17 protein-coding genes and 1 pseudogene are annotated in these 26,767 nt (G+C 39.3%); 10 read left to right on the forward strand and 8 right to left on the reverse strand.

The features are described 5' to 3' along the window. Positions 1–4: 4 nt before the first annotated feature. Genes AN393_RS02650 through dinG form a run of 4 tightly spaced genes read right to left on the reverse strand, consistent with a single transcriptional unit; the run spans position 5 to position 4,361 of the window. Positions 5–901, reverse strand: coding sequence for a histone deacetylase (locus AN393_RS02650; protein WP_055013925.1), 897 nt, complete (start codon positions 899–901; stop codon positions 5–7). Then, positions 901–1,509, reverse strand: a complete 609-nt coding sequence (locus AN393_RS02655; protein WP_055017232.1) for a primosomal replication protein — start codon at positions 1,507–1,509, stop codon at positions 901–903. Before AN393_RS02655 ends, AN393_RS02650 begins: the two co-directional genes overlap by 1 nt. Beyond that, positions 1,510–2,286 (reverse strand): TSUP family transporter, encoded by a 777-nt coding sequence (locus AN393_RS02660; protein ID WP_055017233.1) that lies wholly within the window; start codon positions 2,284–2,286, stop codon positions 1,510–1,512. Further along, positions 2,286–4,361, reverse strand: a complete 2,076-nt coding sequence (gene dinG / locus AN393_RS02665) for an ATP-dependent DNA helicase DinG (protein ID WP_055013922.1) — start codon at positions 4,359–4,361, stop codon at positions 2,286–2,288. Before dinG ends, AN393_RS02660 begins: the two co-directional genes overlap by 1 nt. Positions 4,362–4,594: 233 nt before the next feature. On the opposite strand from dinG, the gene AN393_RS02670 reads away from it, so the two are divergent. From AN393_RS02670 to AN393_RS02695, 6 genes are all read left to right on the forward strand, one after another. Continuing rightward, positions 4,595–6,937, forward strand: coding sequence for a DNA polymerase II (locus AN393_RS02670; protein WP_055017234.1), 2,343 nt, complete (start codon positions 4,595–4,597; stop codon positions 6,935–6,937). A 245-nt stretch (positions 6,938–7,182) separates the two neighbouring features. Next, a complete protein-coding gene (locus tag AN393_RS02675; protein WP_055013920.1) occupies positions 7,183–9,804 on the forward strand; it encodes a TonB-dependent receptor domain-containing protein in 2,622 nt (873 codons plus the stop codon). Positions 9,805–9,871: 67 nt separating this feature from the next. Continuing rightward, positions 9,872–10,738 (forward strand): class I SAM-dependent methyltransferase, encoded by an 867-nt coding sequence (locus AN393_RS02680; RefSeq protein WP_055013919.1) that lies wholly within the window; start codon positions 9,872–9,874, stop codon positions 10,736–10,738. 451 nt (positions 10,739–11,189) lie between these two features. After that, positions 11,190–14,009, forward strand: a complete 2,820-nt coding sequence (locus AN393_RS02685; RefSeq protein WP_055017235.1) for a TonB-dependent receptor domain-containing protein — start codon at positions 11,190–11,192, stop codon at positions 14,007–14,009. Between the two features lie 153 nt (positions 14,010–14,162). After that, entirely contained in the window at positions 14,163–14,465 is a 303-nt protein-coding gene (locus tag AN393_RS02690; RefSeq protein ID WP_055013917.1) for an H-NS family nucleoid-associated regulatory protein, read from the forward strand. 173 nt (positions 14,466–14,638) lie between these two features. Then, the gene (locus AN393_RS02695) at positions 14,639–16,390 is read left to right on the forward strand and encodes a DEAD/DEAH box helicase (RefSeq protein ID WP_055013916.1); all 1,752 of its coding nucleotides are present in this window, start codon (positions 14,639–14,641) and stop codon (positions 16,388–16,390) included. Between the two features lie 16 nt (positions 16,391–16,406). Here the strand turns inward: AN393_RS02695 and AN393_RS02700 are convergent, their stop codons facing one another. Then, positions 16,407–16,742, reverse strand: a complete 336-nt coding sequence (locus tag AN393_RS02700) for a ribonuclease E inhibitor RraB (protein ID WP_055014124.1) — start codon at positions 16,740–16,742, stop codon at positions 16,407–16,409. A gap of 227 nt (positions 16,743–16,969) precedes the next feature. Here AN393_RS02700 and AN393_RS02705 point away from each other — a divergent pair, with 227 nt between their 5' ends. The 3 genes from AN393_RS02705 to AN393_RS02715 are packed head-to-tail and all read left to right on the forward strand — an operon-like array spanning position 16,970 to position 23,248. Then, entirely contained in the window at positions 16,970–18,673 is a 1,704-nt protein-coding gene (locus AN393_RS02705) for an autotransporter assembly complex family protein (protein WP_235576183.1), read from the forward strand. Next, positions 18,673–22,356 (forward strand): translocation/assembly module TamB domain-containing protein, encoded by a 3,684-nt coding sequence (locus AN393_RS02710; protein WP_055013914.1) that lies wholly within the window; start codon positions 18,673–18,675, stop codon positions 22,354–22,356. Before AN393_RS02705 ends, AN393_RS02710 begins: the two co-directional genes overlap by 1 nt. Before the next feature lie 10 nt (positions 22,357–22,366). Beyond that, on the forward strand, positions 22,367–23,248 hold the full coding sequence (locus AN393_RS02715) for a peptidylprolyl isomerase (RefSeq protein WP_055017237.1): 882 nt from the start codon (positions 22,367–22,369) through the stop codon (positions 23,246–23,248). 67 nt (positions 23,249–23,315) lie between these two features. On the opposite strand, the gene queF is transcribed toward AN393_RS02715, so the two are convergent. Beyond that, complete coding sequence (gene queF / locus AN393_RS02720) at positions 23,316–24,161, reverse strand: NADPH-dependent 7-cyano-7-deazaguanine reductase QueF (RefSeq protein WP_055013912.1); 846 nt, start codon at positions 24,159–24,161, stop codon at positions 23,316–23,318. Between the two features lie 59 nt (positions 24,162–24,220). Between queF and syd the strand changes: the two genes are divergently transcribed. Continuing rightward, a complete protein-coding gene (gene syd, locus AN393_RS02725) occupies positions 24,221–24,760 on the forward strand; it encodes a SecY-interacting protein (RefSeq protein ID WP_055013911.1) in 540 nt (179 codons plus the stop codon). A gap of 44 nt (positions 24,761–24,804) precedes the next feature. Here the strand turns inward: syd and AN393_RS20020 are convergent. Together AN393_RS20020 and AN393_RS20400 are read right to left on the reverse strand one after the other, a co-directional pair. After that, positions 24,805–25,104, reverse strand: a pseudogene (locus AN393_RS20020) (DUF2310 family Zn-ribbon-containing protein); the annotation flags it as partial. A gap of 210 nt (positions 25,105–25,314) precedes the next feature. After that, positions 25,315–26,187, reverse strand: coding sequence for a hypothetical protein (locus AN393_RS20400; protein WP_200909020.1), 873 nt, complete (start codon positions 26,185–26,187; stop codon positions 25,315–25,317). Positions 26,188–26,767 lie beyond the last annotated feature (580 nt).

Consider the following 26,767-nt stretch of genomic DNA (forward strand, 5'->3'; position numbering starts at 1 on the left):
AGCACTAAAATAAATCGATAGCCGCTTTAAATAGTTGTTTATGCACATTTATTAACGACTCTACGTTGCGTTGATAGCCCCCACCAAGCGCGCACATAACAGGTAAATTGTTCTCTTTACAAAAATTGAGTATAAAGTGATCGCGCTTGTAAACACCTCCAAGGGATACATTAAATAGACCAAGCTCGTCTTTTTTGTAAATATCAGCCCCTGCGTTATATAAAATAATATCGGGGTTATGAATACGCACGCAAAATTCGAGAGCTTGTTGTACCGTTGTTAAGTATTCGGTGTCTGAGGTGTTGGCAGGCAGAGCGAAGTCGTAATCGGATTGCTGCTTTAAGCGCGGAAAATTTTGCTCACAATGAATAGAGCAAGTAATAATAGCGTTATTATGTTGCGTAATTTGAGCCGTGCCATCGCCTTGGTGTACATCACAATCAAATATTAATACGGTATCGACTTGGTTTGTGTTGATTAAATGCGCGCCAGCCACAGCTAAATCGTTAAAAATACAAAAGCCACTGCCGTAATCACTATATGCATGATGATAGCCTCCACTTAAATTAGCGCAAAAGCCATGTTTTAGTGCGTATTCGCTGCCTTGAATACTTGCCCCAACTGAAAGCAGCGTACGCTCTACTAATTCGCGTGAATACGGGAAACCCATTTTTTTAATTGCTTTATTACTGAGCGTGGCGTTTAAAAAATCATTTATGTAGTCTTGGCTATGGCACAGTGCGAGCTGCTCGGGCGTTGCTTTGGTTGGTGTATTAAACTGTGTAGTACCAAAGCCTAAGCGTTCTATTTCTGCTTTTAGCATTTGGTATTTTTGAATAGGAAAACGGTGGCGCTCAGGAAGCGTTAAAGCACTGTAGAGCGGGTGGTAAAAAAGCGGCATTAGCGTAATTGTTGTTTTTCGACTTGTTGAATTTTATCTTCGGTGGCCGAAATTGCTTTACGGCAACGCCCTAAACGCGCATGCGTGGTTAAAATTTCCATATTAAGCTTTTGTGCTTGCGCTGGGGTAGCCTTTTCCATTTGTAGTTTGCGCTCTTCAATCATTAACACTAAGCGTCGTTCAAACTCATGGTTTTGTTTAAGCTCGTCGTATAGCTCGTGCGATGATTGCATAATTTTTTTTACGGCTTGCTTATAAACTGTATTTTTTGGCCTAGGTTTGTACTGGCTTTTGTTTTCTTTTGCCCAAATAGGAGTCGATTTAATAACATTAAATACAGCGTGTACTTGATTACCTATACGCTCAAGTGCATAAGCATAAGCATGGCGGTGTTCACTGGGTGGTAAGCTGGTAATTTCGTCTTCAATTTCTGTTACGTAGTCAGTTAAGTTCATGCTTTTAGTACTAAATACGCCGCGGTCAAATAAACTAGGCTGCGCCTGCATATAGCGGTTTTTAGAAAACAACTTTGCGCTATCAAATTGCTCAGCTTGTTGTTTAAGCGTAGCAACTTGTTGGCGTAATTTATCTAACGCGTGTGTTTGCATTTACAAATAAGCCTCGTAAATCAGTTTTAATGCTAGCAGTATAACCATAGTGTTAAAAACAGGGCGAATAAACTTACCGCCAAAGCGAATGGCTGAGTGAGCGCCAATCCAAGCACCTAACATTATAAAAAAGCCCATGATTAGGCCTAATAAAAAGTTTACATGACCAAGTGCCACAAAGGTAATAAGCGATATAAAATTAGATACAAAGTTCATTGAACGGGCTAATCCACAGTTAAGCAGCAAGCTCATTTTATAAAATAAACTATTAGATGCGGTCCAAAAAGTACCAGCGCCTGGGCCTGCTACACCATCAAAAAAACCTAACGCTAAACCCTGCAACCACTGCTTTAGTTTAAGTATTGGGGTTACTCTTGGTAAATCATCCCCTTGTGTGGTGCTTAAGCTACCAAACAAGCTATAACAGGCCACCATAATAATAATAATAGGCAAAAGCTTATTTAAAAATTCAATACTTAAATGATCAACTATTAACGTACCAATCACAGCGCCTATGGCGGTAGCAAAAATGGAGTTTGCCCAAAACGTAGGACTAAATAGATTTTTTTTATAATACGTGTAGCTGGCCGTTAATGAGCCAAAGCTTGCCGCAAGTTTGTTTGTGCCTAGCGTTACATGCGGTGGCAAGCCTGCGGTGAGTAGTGCGGGTACGGTAAGTAACCCACCGCCGCCGGCAATTGCATCAATAAAGCCAGCAGCAAGGGCCGCGGCACATAAAACTGCCAGTGTTGTGGGATCTAGTGCAAGTTCAAACATTAATAATCTATTTGTCTTTTAAAAGGTGGTAAGGTGTCGAGCATGGCTTTGCCGTAGCGCTTGGTAACTAAGCGTCTATCGAGAATGGTTATACGGCCTTCATCGCTCTCTTTTCGCAGCAGTCTACCACAGCTTTGTACCAATTTCTTTGCTGCATCGGGCACGGTGATAGACAAAAACGGGTTACCGCCTTTACTTTGTACAAATTCGGCTTGGGCTTCTTCTATTGGTGATGTAGGTACGGCAAATGGTATTTTTGTAATTATTAGGTTTTCTAAATATTTACCAGGCAAATCAAGCCCTTCTGAGAGGCTTTGCGTACCAAACAAAATACTACCTTTACCACTATCAATATTTTGAGTGTGCTTTTTCAATAATGCCTCTCGCGACATTTCGCCCTGCACTAATAAGTTAAAACCTTTTGTTCTAAGAAACTTAGCCACATGGTCCATTTGCCAATACGATGCAAACAACACTAAATTAGCTTTTTTTGTGTTTAAGTACTCAGGCAAGGTTTGCGCTATATGATCGCTAAAGGCTTTGTCGGTTGGCTCAATTTTACTTACCGGAATACGCAAGGTTGCTTGTTTAGGGTAATCAAAAGGAGAGGGGACCTTAATAAACTTAACACCTTCTTCTTTTGCTAAGCCACTTTCATAAGCAAAATGATCAAACGAACCGAGAGCACTTAAAGTAGCAGAACACAAAACTGCACCGGCGCATTCATTCCATAGTTTGTCTTTTAAGTAGTAGCCAACTTCGATAGGACAATCACTTAATAGGTGATCGTGATGGTTTTTATATTCTAAACGCTTTATCCACCTAGCGTGGGGTGTGCCTTCGCCTTTATTTGCATAGCTATACCACAGCTTATTTAATTGCTCTAAGCGGTTTATGTAGTGTCCGCTTTCGGCCAAAACAGGGTCGGCAACGTAGGGTTTTATATCGCCATCGCTTACATCTTGCGTGAGGGTATCGTGCATTTTATTTAAACAACGCAGTGCATCTAGGGTGGCATCACTTATATCTTTAGCTTTGTTGTGCAATGATTTTGGTATTTCGCCATGCTCAAAACGGTATGTGTCGTCTTTTGAATATTCAAAGTCGGCATTATCAAGAATATCACGCACTACTTTTAAGTCTTTATTAGCATCGTTAATGCTATCGCATAGCTTAAAGTTTTGCCCAATGGCTTTTTGCCCCACTAGTACCTTAGACATTTTGCCGCTAAATTTGGTGAGCTTATCGAGCCAATCAATAGTGCCTTTAATAGTGGCCGCTGCCGATGAAAAGTCGCGGGTAATATGCGCAAGGTGGTGCGCTTCATCTATTACATAAATAGTATTATCGGGCTCGGGTAAAATTTTACCACCCCCTAAATCCAAATCAGCGAGTAATAACGAATGATTAATTACAAGTACATCCATTTGCATAAGCTGATTACGAGCAAGCTGAAATGGACAAGTTTGGTGGGCTTTCATTTGGCGTTGGCATGCGTGTTTATCGCAGGCGATTAAGTTCCATACCCTATCGGGGATGGTGTCGGCCCAGCTATCTCTGTCACCTTGCCATTGTTTATTTACATATGCATCGTAAAGACCTTTTAAGCACTTTGTTTCCATATCACTTAGTGGCGAGGTAAGTGTGGGCATAAACTCCATTTGCGTTTGGCTATCGCCATTAACTGCGTTATGTAGTTTATGGGCACATATATAGCGCTGCCTGCCTTTTACTAGGTCAAACTTAAAGTCGAGCCCAGAATGCTTTTTAAAAAAAGGCAGCTCTTTTGCTATTAATTGCTCTTGCAGTGCCACGGTAGCCGAAGAAATAACTAGCTTCTTTTTTTGTGCAAGGGCAAGCGGTAGTGCGCCTAAACAATAGGCAAGTGATTTACCTGTACCTGTGCCTGCTTCAATTACACAAATGCGCTGCTTTTTATGGTATTCGCCAGCCAGTGTTTTTGCTATTTCGGCAACTAGGTAGTTTTGGCTACTACGCGGGCGGTAATCAATGAGGTTATTAGCCACATGCTGGTGTACTTGCCTAATGGTTTTTTTTAGTTGGTCAGAAAGCATGGGGAGATAAACCTAAAATATGTATATAATTACAGTGTAGGAATTTTAGAGTTATAACCGTGTAACTACAAGCAACGATGAAATTAATTTAGTAAATTAATGCGGCGATTTTTTAAGTTTATAAATTACTCCCTATTGTGGTCTGTTTATATTTTGAGATTGAACAATTATCAACCCTTAATGTTTATAGGCCCTAAAGTAGAAAAACAAAATATAAGTAAGGTTTATTGATAGTGTATTTAACTTCTGGCTTTGTACTTTCTGCACAAGCGCACGATAGCGCTCAGGGTTTACAATATGAAATTTGGTTTGCTACCGATAATGGACCTATAAAAACAATTTCTGAGAATGAAACCGCGCTATTTTTTATAAAAAAGTCAGATGAAAAAGCAGCTCAAGCTATTTTATCTGCCGAATCACTGAACTTTTTAATCAAACCTCTTTCACTTAAAAACTTTCAGCAGCAAGTAATGTGTGGCTGTTACTTTTACTCGCTCAAACACTTTTATAGTGCGAGCAAAGCGTTAAAAAGTCGCGGTATTACACTTTATGAAGATGATATAAGGCCCATTGAGCGCTATTTAATGGAACGCTTTATTAAAGGTGGAGCGTGGGTTACGGGTAAACGAGTAGATCATGCGCATTACATTGAAATTTTAGATGCTAAATTAAAAGCTAACGCAGACTATACACCTACACTTTCTAAGTTATCACTTGATATAGAGTGTAATGAAAGTGGAGTGCTGTTTTCTGTTGGCTTAGTAGGCTGTGGTTTAGACTGCGTGATTATGATTGGCGAACCTGAGTATCATGATCCAAACATTGGTTATACTATTATATGGTGCGAAGACGAGGTTGTTCTATTGCATCAGCTTGTAACACTTATTAAGCAATGCGACCCAGATATTATTATTGGGTGGAATGTTATTGAGTTTGATTTTGCAGTTATTTATGAGCGCTCTGTGGCACTTGGAGTAAAACTATTACTAGGAAGAGGAAACCTTCCTTTATATGTTCGAAAAGGGCATTTTACACGGGTGTCTATTCCTGGGCGCTGCGTAATAGATGGCATTGATACCTTAAAAAATGCCACTTATAGCTTCGAGACCTTCTCACTTGCCAATGTTTCAAAAGAGATTTTAGGTGAATCTAAATTAATCGAGTCCAGTAACGGCTTACAAGAGATTATTCGTCAATTTAATGAAGATAAGCTCGCGCTCGCTAACTACAACCGCCAAGACTGCATACTTGTTAATAAAATTTTCGATAAGCTAAAGCTTCTCGATTTTGCAGTTATTCGCACACAGCTAACCGGCCTTGAGCTCGAAAAGCGTGGCGGCTCAGTGGCGGCTTTTGTAAACATGTATTTGCCTTTACTACATAGAAGCGGTTATGTAGCCCCCAATATGGGCGATCATGGGCTGACTTTTGAAAGTCCAGGTGGTTATGTTATGGAGTCGGTACCGGGGCTGTATAAAAATGTCATCGTGCTTGATTTTAAAAGCCTGTACCCCAGTATTATGCAAACCTTTCATATAGACCCGCTTGGCCTGATAGAAGGGATTGAAAACCCTGAAAATAGTATTGAAGGTTTTAATAGCGCACAGTTTTCTCGAGAGCAGCACCACTTACCCAAGCTTATAAAAAGCCTAGCACTCCAGCGTCAACGAGCTAAAGATAATCACGATTTAATGCTATCCCAAGCCATTAAAATAATAATGAACAGCTTATATGGTGTATTAGGATCACAAGGCTGTCGTTTTTATGACCCTAGACTCTCAAGTTCTATTACTTTACGTGGCCATGAAATAATGCAGCAAACTAAAAAGTGGATTGAAGAGCAAGGTTATAGTGTTATTTACGGCGATACCGATTCGACCTTTGTAAAATTAACGGATGATTTAAGTGTTGAAGTGTGTAATAAAATAGGTAAACAGTTAGCTAAACACATAAACACGTTGTGGCAGCAACACATACACGCTAAATATAATTTAACTAGCCATTTAGAAATAGAGTTTGAATCGCTTTACAGCCCGTTCTTTTTACCCACCATAAGAGGTAAAAGTGTGGGGTCTAAAAAGCGCTATGTAGGTCAGTTGATAAAGCCGGAAGAATCAAAATTGGTTTTTAAAGGCTTAGAAACCGTAAGAAGTGACTGGACTAAACTGGCTCAACAGTTCCAATTTGACTTATTTACCCTCCTTTTTAATCAACCTGAGCAAATTAGTGACCTTGTAAACGATTACATTAGTAAACTTTTACGTGGCGAATTTGATCATTTGCTGGTTTTTAAAAAACGTTTAGGTCAAAACTTAACCGATTATCAAAAAAATATCCCACCCCATGTACAAGCAGTAAAAAAGTTTCAGAAACAAAATAGTGAATTTACGCCAAAAAGAGGTGAATTTGTTACATTCGTTTACACAACCCACGGTGTTGAGCTGTATCAGGGGCTGCATAGCTATGACTACCCATTGTATATAGATAAACAGATTGTACCTTTATTAGAAATGGTTGCACAGTTTGTTAACGTTAACGTAAACAATTTTGAGCTAAAACAGTTCGAATTGTTCTAACTTGTACCCATTAATGCATTTTTTGATTACATAATCCACGTTTTAGCTCTATTTTTGTACAGTAATTCTTCATTTAAGCTAAAAACCAATAAAAACCCCTTTTTTAATTAATATTTGGTTAACAGTAGTTGGCTTTTAGATATTTTTTGTTTAGTATTTGGTTTAGTCGCTGTTAACAAACTGTGACAACAAAAAATAATTAAATAATAGTCGCTTCTAACAAGTGGTGACCCAGGGAGAATCAAATGTTAAATAATAAAGTTTCAAAGGCAGTTCGCTTAGCGATTGCATTTGGTGCAGTATCAACAGCTGCATTTTCGTCAAGTTCATTTGCTGCAGAAGAAGAGTCTGCAGAGAAAGTAGAACGCATCCAAGTAACTGGTTCACGTATCAAACGTACAGATTTAGAGGGTGCTTCTCCAGTAGTATCTATTACTTCTGCTGATATTAAACTAGAAGGTGACTACACAGTTGCAGATGCGCTACGTTCTAGTTCATTAAACTCATTCGGTTCGTTTTCAGAGCGTTCTGGTAGCTCAGCTCAATCACAGGCAACTATCAACTTACGTGGTGCTGGCTCACGTCGTACTTTAGTACTTTTAAATGGTCGTCGTTTCCCTGGTTCACCAACATTAGGTGGTGCTTCTGCTAACCTTAATGCTATTCCAATGGCTGCTGTTGAACGTATCGATATCATGACTGAAGGTGCATCTTCTATTTATGGTTCTGATGCAATGGCGGGTGTTGTTAACGTAATTTTAAAAGAAAACTTTGAAGGCCTAACGTTTAACATCGGTGCAGGTCACCGTGACCAAGACGAAGGTACTACTTCTACAGAGTTTTCTGTAACAGGTGGTGTATCTAGCGATAAAGGTAACATTACATTCTCTTTTGACCACCAATCTCGTAAAGGCATTTCAGATGCTGACCGTGACTACACTAAAGCGCAAATTGGTGATTTAGACGGTGATGGCGACATTGAGGCTTACACTGCAGATACTGTAGGTTGGTCTTACTACGGCGCTACTGTACTTTCACCTGATTTTGCTACAGCATCAGCTTCACTTTTATGTGACGATTTAATCTCTGAATACGGTGAAGATACTTTCCGTCGCGTTGATGCAAACGAAAGCTGGGGTCCAGGCTCTGAGTACTGTATGTATGCGTTCGCTAACGTATCTTACAACACAGCTTCAATCGACCGTAACACATTATATGTTAGTGCTAACTACGAGCTAACAGACGACATTGAGTTCTTTGCTCAAACAATGTTTGTACAAAACTCTTCATTTGGTCGTTACGCTCCACCGGCTGCACCATGGGAAAACATGTCAGCTGATAACCCACACAACCCATACGGTGAAGACGGTGCATATGGTTTATTCCGTTGGGTAGGTATAGGTACACGTGATGGTAACGTAGACGATTACAACCAAGATTTAACAGCTGGTTTACGTGGTGATTTAGATTGGAACAACGCTTCTTGGGAAGTTTACTACCACCACAACAAAGCAGATAACAAATCTGTGGGTGAGTACTACCTTTCTTACAGCGGTTTAGCATACAACGAAGCTAACGATATCGATTTAGGCTCTGATGAAGGCATTGCCAACATGAAATCGACTACGTTACAAAGCTCTGCTTCTACTTTTGACCAATACTTTGCTGGTTTAGGTTTTGACTTATTTGAACTACCAGGGGGTGCTGTTGCTCACTACGTAGGTGTTGAGTACTTTGAACAAACTTACGAAGATATTTACGATGGTCAATCTGAAGCTGGCCTAATCGGTGGCTCTGCTGGTAACTCTTCAATGGGTGACCGTGATGTTACTGCTATCTTCTTCGAATCAGTACTACCAGTTTCTGATACAGTAGAAGTAAACTTAAAAGCTCGTTACGATGATTACTCTGACTTCGGTGATAACCTTGCTCCTGCAGTATCTGCTCGTTGGCAGGTTGCTGATAACGTAGTGATTCGTGGTTCTTACTCTGAGTCTTTCCGCGCGCCAGGCCTAGATTTACTTAACGCAGCACGTACATTCTCAGCTGAATCTGCAATCGATTACTCTGCAGGCTCTACTACATCACGTCAGTACGATACGTACTACACAGCAAACTCAGAGCTTGAAGCGGAAGAGTCAGATTACATCAACTTAGGTGTGGCGTGGGATGTAAACGACAACTTAAGCTTTAAGTTAGATTACTTCCAACTTTCTATTGATAACGTTATACAGTCAAAATCTCTACAGGGCTTATTATCTGATGAGGCAGCTGGCCTAATCACTGCAGTAAGTGCTGATACAGATACGTCTAACGAAACTTTCTACCTTAAGCGTTCTGCTTCAGGTACGCTACTTGAAGCGGGTACTTCTTACTTTAACGGTGCTGGTTTCGAAATTGAAGGTTTTGACTTCACTATTAATGCAAACGTAGAGACTGATTTTGGTGATTTCCGCTTTAACAATGTTAACAGTGTAACTCTTTCATACGATTCTGAAGTGGGTGGTGTTGTACAAGACACTGCTGGTTGGTCTGGCCAACCTGATCTTAAGTCAGTAGCAACAATTTCTTGGTCACTTGATGATCACACAGTATCTTGGAACTCTACTTACACAGCAAGTACGTCTGAAACTGAAGTTGATGAAGATGGTGATGGTTTCTACGAGCAATCAGGTGACTTAGACAGCTGGTTAATCCATAACTTAACTTACAGCTACAATGCAGGTGTTTACGGCGCTGTAACATTTACAGTAAGTAACTTAACTGATGAAGACCCAGTTCTTTCTTCAGCTGGTACATGGGATAACCAAGACCTTTACAACAACTTTGGTCGTGATTACCGTCTAAACTACTCAATTAGCTTCTAATATTAATTAGAAACAGGTTGATATATAGGGCTGAATTTATTCAGCCCTTTTTTTATGGGGATTTTATATGGAAAATTATTGGAGTGAGTATTGGTCTCAAGGGTATTTAACTTCATTTGGGCAGGATATTAAAAAAAACTATACAGGCAAGCTCAAGCAGAGCTGGACAGGTTTTGCTAGCGAGCTTAGTCCACAGTGTAAGATATTAGACATAGGGACTGGCAATGGCGCACTGATAAAGCTCATACACGATAGTAGTAAAGATCAGTTGAATTTTATTGGTATCGATAAAGCAACAGTGGCAAAGAGTGTTACAGGCGTGCCTGAGTCGCGTATTTTATCAAGTGTAAGTGCAGAGACCTTACCTTTTGAAAATAATGAATTTGATGCGATAGTGGCTCAATTTGCAATTGAATACAGTGAACTATCAAAAAGCATTCCTGAATTATTTAGAGTATTAAAACCGGGTGGGTTTTATCAAATTGTTTGCCATGAAATAGACTCAGATATAGTTAAACCAAATGTGCTTATACTGGAGTCTGCTGTTCGCGTACGTAGCGACTTGTTAACCCCCTTAAAGCAGCTAATTGATGAGTTAACAAAAGGTGATAATGCTCAGGTCAATAACTTGATAAAAACAATAAATAACCTTATCCAGCTTGAAAGGGAAGTACATCCACACGCAGTTAATGGAACACGGTATCCTGACTTTTTTCAGTTTATTTTGAATAATAGAAAAATAGATTTAGAACGCGCCTATCAATTATTTACTCAAGAGCTTGAGGGGCTGACCTTTAGGCTAAATGACTTAAAGCAAGCGGCGTTAAATTCACAGAAAATTAGCCAGTTGTTATTAGGCAATAAAATATCTAAAGAGGCTTTAGTTGACGCTAATAATGAATATATCGGAACGCTTTACAAGGGACGCAAATAGCTAGCCTCATCACTAAAATGCGTTCTGTGCATTAATAACCTAGCAGCTTTGATGGTATTTCATAGGCCGTATGAGCTGCATAGCCCACTCCTTCTAGCTTTGTGGCGACTTGTTAAACAACATTTTCACTCACATTGTCATTTATAAATTTTAAATTATCTTGTTAATACCTTTAAAAATGTTAATAAATAAATGTGTTTTAGACTTTATACCTAAAAATACATCGTTCCGATTTTTGGTATATTTAAGTTTAATTGTTTGTCCCTTTTATTGAAATAAACTCTAGTTAATTATATTTAAAGTGATGTGAATTATTGGTTTTTAATGTGTTGACTATGTTTATATGTTGGTAATAACATTTACAAAAGAAGCGATGCTTTCACTTCTTATGCTATTCATTTAATAGCTAAAATAATAAATATATAAATAAAATTCTTTCAGGGAGAATCACATGTTAAATAATAAAGTTTCAAAGGCAGTGCGCTTAGCGATTGCTTTTGGTGCAGCATCTGCAGCTGCGTTTTCAGCAAATACATTTGCTGCTGAAGAAGGGGTTGAAAAAGTAGAACGTATTCAAGTTACTGGTTCACGTATTAAGCGTACTGACGTAGAAACACCAGTACCTGTGACTATCATTGGCAGAACAGATATAGAGCAAATGGGGGCATTAAACGTAGCTGACGTTTTAAACCAATCACCTGTTGCTATAGCCGGCGCAGACCAATCTAACTCTTCATTCAGTACTTCTGGCGTAGGTTTAAATACAACCTCATTAAGAAACTTAGGTGAAGCGCGCACTTTAGTATTGGTTAACGGCCGTCGTTTTGTATCTGGTCGTTCACCTTCAAGTGGTTATGCCGTTGATTTAAATGCCATCCCAGCCTCAATGATTGAGCGAATCGAAATATTAAAAAGCGCTTCATCTGCCATCTATGGTACAGATGCTGTAGCTGGTGTAGTAAATATTATCACTCGTGATAACGTAGAGGGTGTTGAAGTTAACGCTCAAACTGGTATTTCCGACGAAGGTGATCGTGAGAAGTACTCTCTAAATCTAACCGCTGGTAATAGTTGGGATTCAGGTAATGTAACCGTTGCTATTGGTTATGATGATGACAAAGGTCTAAAACCTTCTGACCGTGCGTTTTCTGAGTTTGATGAAGCGATACTACTTGATGAAAACGGTAACGAGTATGTAGGGAAGGTATTCTCTTCGTATACTCCTCAGGGGCGTGTCGGCTCGTATAATGCTGACGGTACTCCTTACACTGGGCTTGAAGGTGGCGATGCATTTAACAGAGCTGATTATCGTCAATTAGTTACCCCACTTGAAAGAAAGTATGCTGCGTTAAACATCAAGCAAGAAATTAATGATGATGTGGAATTCTTTGCTGAGATGAACTGGAACTCATCTAAAACTTATAACTCGACTATTGAGCCAACGCCATTTTCTACTAATGATGTATTCTTACCAGAACGTGGTGGAGAAGGTGGGATAAAGCTTAGTAATCCTATGGTTCCGGAGTTACTTCGTGAAAATCTTCTTAATGACGGTTATGGCTTAGATGATAACATTCCCGAGCTAGTTCGCCGTATGGTTGAGTTTGGTGCTCGTTCTACTGATTTAGAGCGTGATACTGTTCGAATTGCGACAGGCATAGATTGGATGATCAATGATGACTGGTCATTAAATACTTATGTATCTTGGGGTAAAACTGATCAACGTCAAGACAGTGGTGGCCAAGTTAACATTGAAAGAGCAGCACAAGCTTTTGATGTAGTACAAAACGATGATGGTTCACTTCAATGTGCAAATGATCTAGCTGTTTTACAAGGTTGTGTGCCATTAAATTTATTTGGTGAGGGCTCTGTTTCAGCAGAAGCTGTTGATTATGTTAAAGTACCTGCCAAAATTGCTGGCCAAACTGAGCAATTTATAGTTTCTGCTTCTTTAGTTGGTGAATTACCAGTTGAACTAGCAGGCGGAAGAATTGGTGTAGCTATGGGGGCAGAGCACCGTTTAGAAAGTGGTTTCTTCAACCCAGGTGATCTAGCTCAAACTGGTGCGTCAAGTACTAACCGCTCATTACCAACTGATGGCAGTTACTACTCTAACGATTACTATGTAGAAACAATATTACCTATTTTAGATAATCTTGAGCTTGATTTAGCTGCTCGCTATTCAGATCATGAAATTGTTGGTGGTCAAACAACATGGAATGCGGGTATTCAATACTCACCAATTGATACATTGAAATTTAGAGCTTCAGCAGCAACAGCTATACGTACACCAAACATTGCAGATTTATTTGGTGGCCGAGGTGAGACCTTTGCTACAGTAACAGATCCGTGTAGTGGTGTGACTGCTTCAGATACTGGTAATGTAGCTCAAAACTGTTTATCAATTCCTGAGATTGCTGCTCGTGTTGCCGCAAATGGCTCGTTTGAATTAACACAAACAGAGGCACAAAGCACTGGTGGTTTTATTGGTGGTAATGAAGATGTTCAAGAAGAAACTGCAGATACATACAGCTTAGGTGTTGTGTGGCAAGCAACTGAAGAGTTTGCTTTAACAGTAGATTACTATGATATCTCTGTGGAAGATGCTATTTCAACGACAAGCCGTACTACAGTACTAAACCGTTGTTTTGATGTAAGTGCTGCTGACTTTGATCCAACTTGTGGTGGGAATTCTTTACGTGACCAAAATGGTGCTTTAGTTGAAGTAAACTCAGGAACAAGTAACGAAAACAATATCGAAACTGCTGGTCTTGACATTGAGTTAGCGTACAAGATTGATACTGAGCATGGTGAATTTGGTGCAAATCTGATTTGGAATCATCTAATCAAATATGATGAAACAGGTATCGAGAGTGGTGAAACAGTTGAATATGCTGGCCAAGTATTCACTCCAGATAACAGAGCAAATCTTAACTTAAGCTACGGCTTAGAAGATTTAAATCTTTCGTGGCGTATGCGTTACTGGGATCGTTCAAAAGATAGTGTTGATGGAGGTAACTTCAACTACACAGACTTTACTCCTTTAGAGAAATATAACGAATTCCCATCAGTTGTTTATCACGATATTTCAGCAGGCTATAGCTTCTCTGATAGTACAAATGTGACATTAACAGTGCGTAACTTATTTGATAAGCAACCACCAGTTGCTAACCAAAGTTCTTCTAGTGGTGGTACAGGTATTAATACAGTTTCTGAAGCATATGATGTAACTGGTAGATACTTACAATTAAGTTTAACTACTAAGTTTTAATTAGTTATTAAATGTCAAAGCCGTGATTTTAATCGCGGCTTTTTTTTAAACTTTAAAAAAATAGCTAATACTTTCTTCTCGTAGCCTATTTTCTATTTTAGGCTTATACTAAAAAGGAATTAAAATCTAACCCTATAATTTAGCGAGATATAAATGAAAGAAGTTCGATCTTTTATTAAAACAGCATCATTAACTGAGCTAGAAAAAGCACAACAATTAATCACTGATGCGATTGCAAAATATACTGAGCAGCTACAAGCTAAACAGGAAGTGTTGGATCTTTTAAAAGAAAAAGGACTTACGTTAGAAGATTTACAAGATGGTACTGCAGATAAGCGAACTAAAGTAAAAGCTAAGTATCGCATTGAAGTAGATGGCGAGGTGGTTGAATGGACCGGTCGTGGACGTCGTCCTAAAGCGTTTGAAGGTGTTGATTTACAAAAGCACCTAGCTTAATAAAATAACAGAGAAGCTACGGCTTCTCTTTTTTTATGATGTATAACTTAATAACTAAACCTTAGGCTTACGCTTTGCAAGTCAGGTTTAATTGGCGAAAACTTACCTTAAACTCCCCGCAGTCGCTTAGTATTTGTTAAACTGCATTTCTGGTTATTCTATTTACTATTTTCATGAGCTATAAATTAAGGCCGTATCAGCAAGAGGCCGTAGAGCGCACCGTTTTACATTTTAGAAAAACAAATGACCCTGCCGTAATTGTACTGCCTACCGGTGCCGGTAAAAGCCTTGTTATTGCAGAGCTTGCGCGAATAGCTAAACAAAAAATACTGGTGCTTGCACATGTTAAAGAGCTTGTAGAGCAAAACGCACAAAAATATAAAAGCTTTGGTTTAAAAGCGAGTATATTTTCAGCAGGGTTAAAAGAAAAATCACTTAGCCACCAAGTTACCTTTGCCAGTGTTCAATCTTTATCGCGTAATTTAAATAAATTAAATGAGCATTATTCTTTGCTTATTATTGATGAGTGCCACAGAGTAAATGGTGATAAAAAAAGCCAATACGGAAAGGTTATAAATACGCTCAAACAATATAACCCTCAGTTAAAAGTATTGGGTTTAACGGCCACACCTTATAGATTAGGAATGGGGTGGATATACCATCATCATTACCATGGTTTTGTAAAAGGTAATAAAGAAAGCCCATTTAAAAACTGTATATTTGAATTACCGCTCAGGTATATGATCAAACATAACTACTTAACGCCGCCAAATGAAGTGGACGCGGCAATTAGTCATTATGACTTTTCGTCTTTGGCTACTAATGCGTTTGGGCAATATACGACTGATGATATGAATGCGCTTTTAAAAAACAGTGAGCGCGCAACGCAAGCTATACTAAAGCAGGTAATACAATACAGCGAAACCCGCCAAGGCGTAATGATATTTGCGGCAACGGTGATGCACGCGCAAGAAATTTTAACTTATTTACCCGCAGAGCAAAGTGCCCTTATAACTGGTGATACCCCAAATGCTGAACGCGATAAATTAATAAATCAATTTAAACAAAAAAACATCAAATACCTCGTTAATATTTCTGTTTTAACTACCGGATTTGATGCGCCGCATGTCGATTTTATCGCTATTTTACGCCCTACCGAATCGGTTAGCCTATACCAGCAAATTGTTGGCCGTGGACTTAGGCTAAATGAAGGAAAAACAGACTGCTTAGTTATAGATTACGCAGGCAACGGCTTTGATTTATTTCACCCTGAAGTGGGTGATAAAAAAGGTGATAGCGATAATGAACCCGTTCAAGTGCTTTGCCCTGGGTGTGGGTTTGCAAATATTTTTTGGGGAAAAACCGATTCAGCAGGCAAAGTCATTGAGCATTTTGGTAGGCGCTGCCAAGGTTTATTAGAAGATGACGAAGGCCATAAAGAGCAATGCGATTATCGGTTTAGGTTTAAAGAGTGTGACCAATGTGGCGCTCAAAACGATATTGCTGCGCGTAAATGCCATGATTGCGGCGCTGTAATGGCCGACCCCGATGACAAGCTACGCAACGCACTTAACTTAAAGGATGCGTTAGTACTACGCTGCAGCGGGTTATCAGTGGTAAAACTGAAAGATGATTTAATTAAAATAACCTACTTTGATGAAGATGGCGCAAGTTGCGATGAGGTATATAACCTTGCCAGTAAAGGTGGGCAATATATTTTTAATAAACAGTTTGGAAAACGCCTAGGGCAGGGGCAAGCGCCAGTCGAATTTAAAAATGCTGAGCAGGTTATTAAGGCACAGTTTGATTTAGTGCACCCTGACTTTGTTATCGCGCGTAAAAGTAAAAAGTATGGCTGGAAGGTATCTGATAAATTATTTGATTACACAGGCAGCTTTAGAAAAGCGAATCAGTTAAGCGGCTAGGCTTAACTGATCCTTATCAAGCGGCGTCTTCGTCCATTAAACCCCAGCCATCGCCATAGCCATTGTAGCTATTAGCAATGCTTTCAAGGTATTGCTCTGCTTGGCCAAGTAATGTGTGCTCTGGCACCATTTGTACATGAGTAATTACTTCCCACACGCCTGTGTCTTTGCATTTTTCAACGTTAGTGCTTTGTACTAATGCATCAGAGACTATTTCTTTAGCAAACTTTTCAGCGTCAGCTTGTTGTTCAAATAAAATGAAAAAATCGATTTGGTGCATTTTGCTTAAATCAACGCCAGCAGCGGCTATTTCGGCTAAAAGTTGGCCGTTATCATCATCAGGGAATTGCATTAAAAACTCATTTAAAATTAATTTTGTATTCGTAGTGGCTATTGTAACCAAAATATTGCTTTAAAGCGTATTAATTTTAACGTTAAAAACGAGCAAAATTTGGTGCAAGATTACGATTAAGTTAATGTGTTGCTCATTATGGCTATGTTAGTATGCAACTCATCCAAGGTTAAATTTAAAGAATAAAAAGTAAGGATATTTACTTGTTCAAACAGTTATTACGTTTTGTGTTTTTTTTCGTTTTTTTCATAAGCTCTCAAGTCAGCGCTGAGCAAAGGGTAATTGAAGATTACGAGATTAAAGGGATCAGTGGCGAGTTAGAAAGTAACGTTGAGCTATATTTAAAGCAACTAGTTGGTGAAAAGCCTACAAGAACCTTGCGTCGCTACGCCAAAAAGCAAGTACAAAGCAGTATTAAAGCGCTGGGGTATTACAATCCAACGATAGACATTGAGTTTGATAAAGACGATAAAGAGCTTATCGTCCAAATAGAACGCGGACCTGCCACTCGCATTGAAGCAATTAATATAACGCTCAATGGTGAGGGGAAAAGCGACTCGCAATTACAAAATGTTATTAAAAACTTAAATTTAACCCAAGGCGATGTGCTTAATCATGGCAAGTACGACTCAGCCCATAAAAAAATAGAGTCGATGTTATTAGAACTAGGCTATTTCGATGCTAAATGGCCAGTTCGAAAGCTTGCTGTATCAGTGCAAAAAAACAGTGCCGTTATCACATTCAGTATAGACACCGGCGTGCGCTACGCCTATGGCAATATTATTATCGCAAAAGACACACCCGCAGAAAAATACATTCGCTCACTTGCACCTTTTATCCAAGGTCAAGCCTATAAAGCCACACAGATTGCTGATTATAACCTTGAACTTTCAAGCACGCCGTATTTTTCAAGCGTGCGTATTTATGCCGATATACCAGCAAGAGCCAACGGGCAAGTACCGATTAATATTGACGTGCTGCACAAACCCGCTAATAGCTACGAAGTGGGTGGCGGCTTCAATACCGAACTGGGTCCAAAAGTGCGTTTTAAATGGAGTAAACCGTGGATAACCGATGACGGGCATTATCTCGAAAGCAATTTAAATGTAGCTGAGAAACAACAAGATATTTCTATGGCGTACACCATTCCAGTCGATGACCCGAACGACGATTTATGGCGGTTTTCAGTAGGTTACAAATTAGAAGATGAACTTGCCGATGATATTTACAGTGAAATACTGACCGGACAATTACAGCGCCAATGGTTAACTGAAGATAAATGGGTACGCACGGCATTTTTACGCCGCGACCAAGAAACATATCGCATTGGTGATGAACCTGAAGAAAGCACCGAAATGCTAATGCCAGGTATTAGCTATGCCCGTAAAAAAACAAAAGGGGGCACAACGCCTTATTGGGGGGAGCAGTGGTTAATTTCGGCAGAGTTTGGTTTAGACGATGTACTTTCAACTACAAACTTGGTGCGGGTGCAATTGCAGCATGCGTGGCTACGAACTTATTTAGATAAACACTTAGTTTTTTTAAAAGCAAACGTTGGCGCAATGCTGGTCGATAATATTGAAAACGTACCTTATTCGTTGCGTTTTTATGCCGGTGGTGACCAAAGTGTACGTGGTTTTGCTTATCAGTCTATTTCTCCTGAAGATGAAGACGGTGACTTAATTGGTGGTAAATACTTACTAACTAGTACGATTGAGTACAACTACCAGTTTGCGCAAAACTGGCGCGCAGCCATATTTGTAGATGGTGGTACCGCCACAAATGACTTTTCGGATGACTTTGAAGTGGGCGCAGGCTTTGGCTTTCGTTATTTAACGCCCATAGGCCCCGTAAAAGTAGATCATGCATGGGGGCTGACTAAAGAAAGTAAAAGCACACGTTTAAGTATTACCATAGGGCCAGAAATTTAATGTCAGTATTTAAAAAAATATCCGCCGCTGTCATCGGCATTTTAATCACGCTTGCCGTTATTATATTTTGTTTGTTATTTACTGCGCCCGGTAATCAATTTATTGCTTATAGTGCAAACAAAATGGTAGACGGCTTACATATTGAGATTAAAAAAGGGCGCTTTTTATATAACAACCCGTTTAATGTGAGCTTTAAAAACCAAAGTACAGATTTTAAAGCCCAGCAGCTTAAAATAGATTTATTTTGGTGGCAGTGCGATGGCTTATGTATTGAAAATGTAAGTGCGCGGTCAGTCAAGCTTGCTCTTGGCAATCCGCCCGAAGCTACACAAGAGAGCGCCTCAGAGCCATTAGCTAAAATTACGTTTCCCTTTAATATTGCAGTAAAAAATATAGCAATAAACGAATTTGTATTAAATCATTCCAGTGCTGATGTAACCGTAAATAACTTTACCCTTGCAGCGAAAGCCGAAGATGCAACCTTAGCGGTAAAAAGCCTGACTATTAGCGATGTACTGGTAAAGCTTAAAGAGCAACCCACCTCATCCAAACAGGCAACGGTTCAGCAAAGCCAGGCGCTAACAGCGCTACCCGCGTTACCAGATATAGAATTTACATCGCCCCTTAATTTACGGGTAGAGCAGTTTGACGTAAAAAACGTGGGTATTGAACAAGGTGAGCAAACACATACAATTGAAAACATAGCGCTTGCACTAAATGTAGAAGATGAAAAAGTTAACTTACAAACCCTTAGCGCGCAGTATCAACAATGGCAATTAAATACGCAGTTGAGCAGTGAACTTACCGGGAACTTGCCGATAAAGGGTGAAATAGCCTTAAATAGCGACTTACATCAAGCTAATCTGGCATTAAGTGGCGATCTATCTGATTTAAATATAAAGTTAAATACAACCGGCCAATACCCATTGAATTTAACGGCAACGGCTAATTTAAAACAAAAAAATTATCCATTTGAACTTACCGGTAAAGTTGAGCAGTGGCTGATTGACGCGCAAAGTAATGAGCTAAAAGTAAGTCATGTTGATTTATCAGCCTCGGGTAATGCAGATGATTATACGCTAAGTTTAAAAGCGGATAGCCAGCTAGGTGCCTATCCAGCTGTTGTATTAAATACGCAATTAAACGGCTCGCTTAGCCAAGCACAGCTAAGCACTTTAAGCCTAAAAGCAAACGACAGTAGTGCAATATTCAATGGCAACGTTAATTGGCAAAAGGGCATACAGGCCGAATTTTCTGGTTCGTTAAATAGTTTAAAAGCACAGTATTTAACAGATACCGTTACAAGTGATATTTCTGGTCAGCTAGAGGGGCGCTTTAATAGCGAAGGGCAAAACTGGCAATTGCAAATGGATAATACGCAGCTTACAGGAACACTTAACCAAACACCGCTTGAATTTGCCTCAAACTTTACACTTAATAATACGCTTAAAGCCAACATAGATAGCCTGTATTTGAGTAGCGGGCCTAATAAGTTAACCTTGAGCGGGCAAGTAGACGACACCTGGCAGGTTGACGGGAAAGTAACACTCACAGGAAGTGAGCAAACAAACCTGCCATTTGTAGCAAATGGTAAGGCCGATTTAAAAATCAGAGGCCAGCGTTTAACCCCTGCCGTTGATTTATCGTTATTACTCGACAACTTTATCTATAACGATATAAACGTTAACAAACTCGCCCTCAAAGGAAAGCTCGATACCGCCGCAGACTGGCAAACTGATGTGAGCTTAAACGTAGGCTCAGCAAAGGTTGCTGATGAGATCATTAATCGCGTTGAGCTAACAGCCTCTGGCGATAAAACCGATCACCAAATTGTTGTCGCTATAGATGCAGAGCAAGGGGCTGCTGAGCTTGAAGTAGCCGGTAAGCTAAATAATGACGTGTGGAATGGCTCGCTCAGTAACATAACGCTAAGTGATAAAAAGCTTAGTTTTAGTAATAGTAAAAAAATTGCAGTGATGTTTAATACTCAAACCAGCGACTTTGATGTGAGTGCGCATTGTTGGCGCTCAAACAAAAGTGAGCTATGCATTAACACTCTTGCGCAAACCAAAAACTTGGGCCAATTTAATGCCAGCTTGAGCAATTTAGCACTTGAAGAGCTAAAACATTTTTTACCAGATAACATGCGTACGCGAGGCGATATAAGCGGCGACTTTGCTGCAAATTGGAGCGAGGGCGCTTTAAAAACACTACGGGCTAATTTAAATTCGCACGAACTTGTTGCGGTTCTTACCTCAGAGGAAGACCGGTTTAGGTTGCCTATAGAAACGCTAAAAATCAGTGCCTATACTGACTCTCAAACAGGTAAACTAGAAGCAGATTTAGACTCAAGTGTGCTGGGTAAAATAACCACCCAAATTAATATTGATGATATTCAAAATCAGCAAACATTAAACGGTAACATCGATATAGACAAAATTTTGCTATCAGACTTACATCCATTTTTAGAGACCCTTGAGCAATTAAAAGGGGATGTAACCGGTAATGTGGCACTTGCTGGCACATTACAAGACCCACTATTAAAAGGTGAGCTAAATGTTAGTGATATCAATTTAGAAGGTGAGCAGTTACCTATAGTATTGCAAAAATCTAATATAAACATTTTATTTGATAAAACTACCGCCACAATTAAAGGTAATTTAAACGACAGCCAAGGTGGTAAAATAAACTTAACTGGCGATGTAGATTGGCAAAGCGCACAGCCTGAGGTAAACGTAAGCGTTAATGGCGAGCAGTTTTTTGTGCGTGCACAGCAAGGCGTGACGTTTAAAGTATCTCCTGATTTAACCATTGGACTGGCAAATAATGCATTAAAGCTGTCGGGCGAAGTGATTGTACCTTATGGCAGAGTAATGATTGAAGAGCTGCCAGAGGGCGCCGTTCAAGTGAGCGACGATGAGATTATTGTTGATCAGCAAACGGAAAAATCAGAAAACGTGCCATTTGACTACGATGTAAATTTAAAAGTCATTGTTAAAAACGATGTGAAAATAGAATCGTTTGGCCTTGAGTCTAAAATAGCGGGAGATTTGGCCATCAAAATGAGCCAAGGGGCCCCTATAATTGCCACCGGCGAGCTCAATTTAATCGATGGAACGTATTTAGCTTTTGGCCAAGATTTAATTATTAGTACTGGGCAAATAGGGTTCAGTGGCTCGATTGAGCAACCATTTTTAAATATTAAAGCCATACGTAATCCAGACACAACAGCAAACGGTGTTGTGGCAGGTGTTACGCTTACTGGTAACGTTGAGCAACCTACCTTAAAAGTGTTTTCTGAGCCGGCAATGGACCAAGCACAAGCGCTTGCTTATTTACTCAATGGGCAGCCGTTAGGCGAGGGTGACAGTTCAAGCGACGCCATGCTTACTCAGTTATTGCTCTCACAAGGGGTGAGCCGCAGTGAAGGCGTTGTATCTAAAGTTGGCGAAACCATTGGTTTATCTGATGTAAGCTTAAGCTCAACGGGTTCTGGCGATAACACTAAACTTGAAATATCTGGCTATGTAGCGCCTAGCTTACAAGTTAAATACAGCGTAGGGGTGTTTGACTCGCTCAGCGAGGTCGCTATTCGTTATCAGCTGCTTTCGCAATTTTATGTAGAGATCACCAGTGGTTTAAATCAAAATGTTGATTTACTCTATAAGTTTGATTGGGATTAAATAGAATTATATGAAAGGATTATATTTAGCAGCACTAATAACAGGATTAACTGGCTGTGCCCAACACACAGAGCAATACGCGAGTACTCAACAAACCCCAACACGTAGCGCAAGCGAGGTAATAAAGCAGGCTAAAGCGCACGAATGGCGAAATGTAGACAAGCAAAATATTTTAAAAATTACGCTACCTACAGGGGCGGCTTATGTTGAGCTTAACCCGCAGCTTGCAGCTAAACATACTGCGCACATAAAACAACTTGCACGAGAAGGTTTTTACAAAAATACCCGTGTTTATCGTTTTGTTGAAGGGTTTGTAGCACAAGGTGGCGACAGCTCAGGCAACAAACCAATTAAAACGGCTAATAAAACGGTGCCAGCGGAGTTTTACCATACCACTACACAGCCGCTTAAAATTACAGAGCTGCAAGGTGATGGGTACGCGCCTGTAACGGGGTTTTTAAACGGTTTTGCCGTCGCACAAAATGCTACTAATACAAAAACTTGGCAGGTACATTGCCACGGCGTGTTTGCCATGGCGCGTGGCAATGAGATAAACAGTGCAAGCACGGAATTTTTTGTCACCATTGGGCAAGGTCCGCGCTACCTTGATAATAATATTACTGTGTTTGGAAGAGTGCTTGAAGGTATGCAGCACTTTAATCGTTTACAGCGTAAGCCTGTTCCTAATACGCCATTTAACCCAATTACAAACATTGAGGTGTTAGCTGATATTAAAAGTGATAAAAGCACCTTTAGTGTTATGAACACAGACTCACAATCATTTAGAGAATTGATTGAGGCGCGAAAAAATCGTACCGAACCTTGGTTTGTGCACGCCCATAACTATGTTGATGTGTGCGCAATGCCTATTCCGACTAAGCGCATTAATTAGCATATAATGTGTATAAAAAAAGGAGCTTAGGCTCCTTTTTTTATAGTGATATTTAAGTCGATTGGTATTACTGGCGATTAATTTTTACCGCAAACGGCGTATCGTTATAGTGCGTTGAACGATACGGATTTATATCTAGTCCACCACGGCGTGTATAACGCGCATAGACTTCAAGCTCTTTAATATTTAGCTGCGTGGTTAAATCACTATAAATACGCTCTACACATTGCTCATGGAACTCATTGTGCGTTCTAAATGAAATTAAATAGCGCAAGAGTGCCTCATGGCATATTTGCTCACCAGTGTAGCGAATAATTATACTGGCCCAATCAGGCTGCGAGGTAATTAAGCAGTTAGATTTAAGTAAATGGCTGTGCAGGGTCTCAGTTACTTGGGTGTCACTTTTTGATTTAAGTGAGTAGGCGTCAATATCGTAGTTATCTATTTCAATATCTAAATCGTCAATACATTGCCCAGGTAATTGCGTGCAAGGTAAGCAGTTATAGTCATCAGGTGCGTATAAAGTTACTGCTACATCGCTATTTACCGCATTTGATAAGTCTTCAATTAAATGCTGTCTTACTACCTCAATACTTTCAAAGCGGGTTTGATTAAAGCTATTTAAGTAAAGTTTAAACGACTTAGATTCAATAATATGGCTGCTTTGGCACGCAAAAGTAAATAAAGCCACGGCAACCTGTGGTTTACCTTTAGCGTTTAACCACGAAAGCTCATAACCTGTCCAAATATCTTGGCCTTTAAAGGGCAACTCGGCTTCGTCAATATTTAAAGCATCACGATTTAACTTGCGGGCAATAGGAAAAAGTAAGCTAGGCGAATATACATCTACGTATTCAGTAGACTGCCCTAACACACTACCTTTGAGATCTGGAGAATTGCTGTAATCTGTCATGTTTGCTCTTAAATAGTTACAATAGATGGATTATATCTAATTTAAATGAGTTTCGCAGTATGTCTGTTGCAATGCAAATGGCCCAACTTCACGCACAATTTTGTGAAAAAACCGTTAAAAACACCGCTAAATACCCGCTTATGGCACACGATGAGCAATGGCCTAGCCCGTGTGAATTTGGCGAAGTAGACGCCCAAGGCAATATTCAATGGAAAAGTGCTTTGCAATCTCCCATAGGTTCGTTATCAGATTTAGCTAACGCACTTGAGCTGAGCTTCCCTGCAGGGTTTGATGAGTTTTATGGGCACATGTATGGCGGCAGTATTTTAGCCAGCATCGATGGCCACCGTGTTGAGTTATTACAAGCGTGGAATAAAGATGATTTTGACCTGCTGCAACAAAATATTACTGGCCATGTCTTAATGAAACGAAAGTTAAAGCAGCCAGAAACCCTATTCATTGGTTTAACTGAGCAAGATGACCTACTGGTTACCGTGCAGGTAAATACCGGTGAGGTATGTTTAGAGTACGTGGGTAAAAAGCCGCATCATGTACTTGCACCCAATATAGAATCATTTTTAAAAGCGTTAACAGTGTAAAAAGTAGGTGCCAGCTTAACTCACTACTGGCACCTATTAGTTTGTTACTGAAAATCCCACGAAATATTAGATACCAACCCGCATGGCTCACATCTAAAGTCAAATAACCCAAACCACGGTTCTGGCAGTTTCCACTCACTATTGCAGCTAGGGCATTTACGCTCAAGCTCTGAGGCTTTATCGACACCACCTACACGGTATAAATAATAATAAACCGGTTTTTGAGTTAAAAAGCGGATACGTTTAGCAATGTCTTTACCGCGGCGATATAAGTCACTTTTTGTGCTTGATATTTCTTCAAGCGCGGGAAATTCGCACCGCGTAGCGCCATTAATTTGTATTTGAATCTCTTAATGTTGGATACTAGTTTCTCAATATAGCTTCAATATTAATTGCAAGGCTATGATTTTTTATAATAAAAAAGGCTAATTTTTTAGCTTTTGTTTGTATTTCTGTGTCAGTCTAAAAAAACTGAAACTTAAGTTGCCTTTTAATTTCAGTCTAAAAAAAGCAAACTATTATTTCAAACAAGAATTAATATGCGGCGTGTTCGTTTAATAGTATTTCTCTATTTCGCTCTTCACTTCATCATATATGTTGACTTCATTATTGATTATATAAAACACTTTACCGTGTGAGTTTCCATAATCAGTTTTCATCGAGTTAAAGTTATTCTTCCAAATACCCTCAGTTTCACCATAAACATTTGAGCAATGTGTTATTAATTGATCAAAATACACAGTGTTATTTGTTGATTTTAAATCTAAAAAACCTTTTATTAGTTGATAGTTCTTTTGCCAAGGCTTTTGAGACCATATCTTTATTCTGTTCATTTTGTTAAAACTTTTAGAGCGAGTTACAGTATGATTCTCTATGTCAGAACTCTCATTTCTTGGAATGATACAAGCCTCACGATTATCCTTTTCAGAATGATCTATACTAAAAAGTATATTGAATAATTCTCTTACGGAATTAATAGACTGGAATTGTCCTTTATTGATTATTTTAATATTTGGTCGTTCATTCTTAATACCATCCTTATTGCCTTTTGTATGCCGTGCAGTCTTTAAATTTTCAATACCAGGTAAAGGTTCACCTGCAACGTCACCATAAAATAAAAAATTCTTAAATTCTAAAGTGTTTTCGTCAAAAATAATCCAAATAACACAACCTGAAGGTTTATCGGCTAGTTTCATGTGTATGTTTTGCTTTGAAGTAGAAGATGTGATGAAGGAGGCTTTTAACTGAATATGTCTAACAACACCATAACACTCACCAATAACATCATACCCTGAGTTATCTACTTCTGGTTTTGCGATCTCAAGGCTACACTCGTGTTCAAGCCAAGACAGCTTAAGCAATTCGCTTATAAACAAATGTTCAATTAGCTTTTCTCTGTAAGATGAATGTTCGTTATGTTGGTTCATTTGCTTATTCTTTAATGTTTTTGCTTACGTTCAGTTATATCAATAGAGTAAATATGAGCTATGGATTTAGCTGTCCTGATTTTTGGTATAGGGCAAACCGTTTTTGAGCTAGAGCCTTATAAAACTCATATTTATTAAATAGATTTACAATTTCCTCTATGAGAATTGACTCTTTTAATAATTCAGTTTGAATGTATTAATTAAGAAATAGGGGACTAGAGCTATATCCCGAACTGTATCTTTATAAGGTGTTCTTAGTATAGCTAAATCAGCCATGAAATCATTGAAAGAAAACAACTCTCCTTTCCGCCACCTTTCGAAATGAACTTCCTAAGTTTTACTAGACCAGTTTTTAACTCAGAATAATATGCTTTTAAGTTTTTCATCTGGTGACTGAACGGGTTTAGATTTATCTGTTAACTGGCTCCGTCAGTGATATAACGTTTTGGTACAAATACCTAATCGTTGAGCGACTTATTCAATTAAATATCCACGCTCAGTAATTTGTTTAAAAGTACCCAATTTAAGTTTTAGGGTATGACGCTTGCCTTCATTCATAAAATACCTCTTATTAGAAGTT

This window comes from Pseudoalteromonas sp. P1-25 (assembly GCF_001401805.1).
GTDB lineage: Bacteria > Pseudomonadota > Gammaproteobacteria > Enterobacterales > Alteromonadaceae > Pseudoalteromonas.

Coding starts and splice junctions, on each gene's coding strand:
- AN393_RS02650 (WP_055013925.1), bottom strand. CDS start 901: ATGCCGCTTTTTTACCACCCGCTCTACAGTGCTTTAACGCTTCCTGAG.
- AN393_RS02700 (WP_055014124.1), bottom strand. CDS start 16,742: ATGCAATTCCCTGATGATGATAACGGCCAACTTTTAGCCGAAATAGCC.
- AN393_RS02655 (WP_055017232.1), bottom strand. CDS start 1,509: ATGCAAACACACGCGTTAGATAAATTACGCCAACAAGTTGCTACGCTT.
- AN393_RS02675 (WP_055013920.1), top strand. CDS start 7,183: ATGTTAAATAATAAAGTTTCAAAGGCAGTTCGCTTAGCGATTGCATTT.
- AN393_RS02660 (WP_055017233.1), bottom strand. CDS start 2,286: ATGTTTGAACTTGCACTAGATCCCACAACACTGGCAGTTTTATGTGCC.
- dinG (WP_055013922.1), bottom strand. CDS start 4,361: ATGCTTTCTGACCAACTAAAAAAAACCATTAGGCAAGTACACCAGCAT.
- AN393_RS02690 (WP_055013917.1), top strand. CDS start 14,163: ATGAAAGAAGTTCGATCTTTTATTAAAACAGCATCATTAACTGAGCTA.
- syd (WP_055013911.1), top strand. CDS start 24,221: ATGTCTGTTGCAATGCAAATGGCCCAACTTCACGCACAATTTTGTGAA.
- AN393_RS20400 (WP_200909020.1), bottom strand. CDS start 26,187: ATGAACCAACATAACGAACATTCATCTTACAGAGAAAAGCTAATTGAA.
- AN393_RS02680 (WP_055013919.1), top strand. CDS start 9,872: ATGGAAAATTATTGGAGTGAGTATTGGTCTCAAGGGTATTTAACTTCA.
- AN393_RS02695 (WP_055013916.1), top strand. CDS start 14,639: ATGAGCTATAAATTAAGGCCGTATCAGCAAGAGGCCGTAGAGCGCACC.
- AN393_RS02685 (WP_055017235.1), top strand. CDS start 11,190: ATGTTAAATAATAAAGTTTCAAAGGCAGTGCGCTTAGCGATTGCTTTT.
- AN393_RS02715 (WP_055017237.1), top strand. CDS start 22,367: ATGAAAGGATTATATTTAGCAGCACTAATAACAGGATTAACTGGCTGT.
- AN393_RS02710 (WP_055013914.1), top strand. CDS start 18,673: ATGTCAGTATTTAAAAAAATATCCGCCGCTGTCATCGGCATTTTAATC.
- queF (WP_055013912.1), bottom strand. CDS start 24,161: ATGACAGATTACAGCAATTCTCCAGATCTCAAAGGTAGTGTGTTAGGG.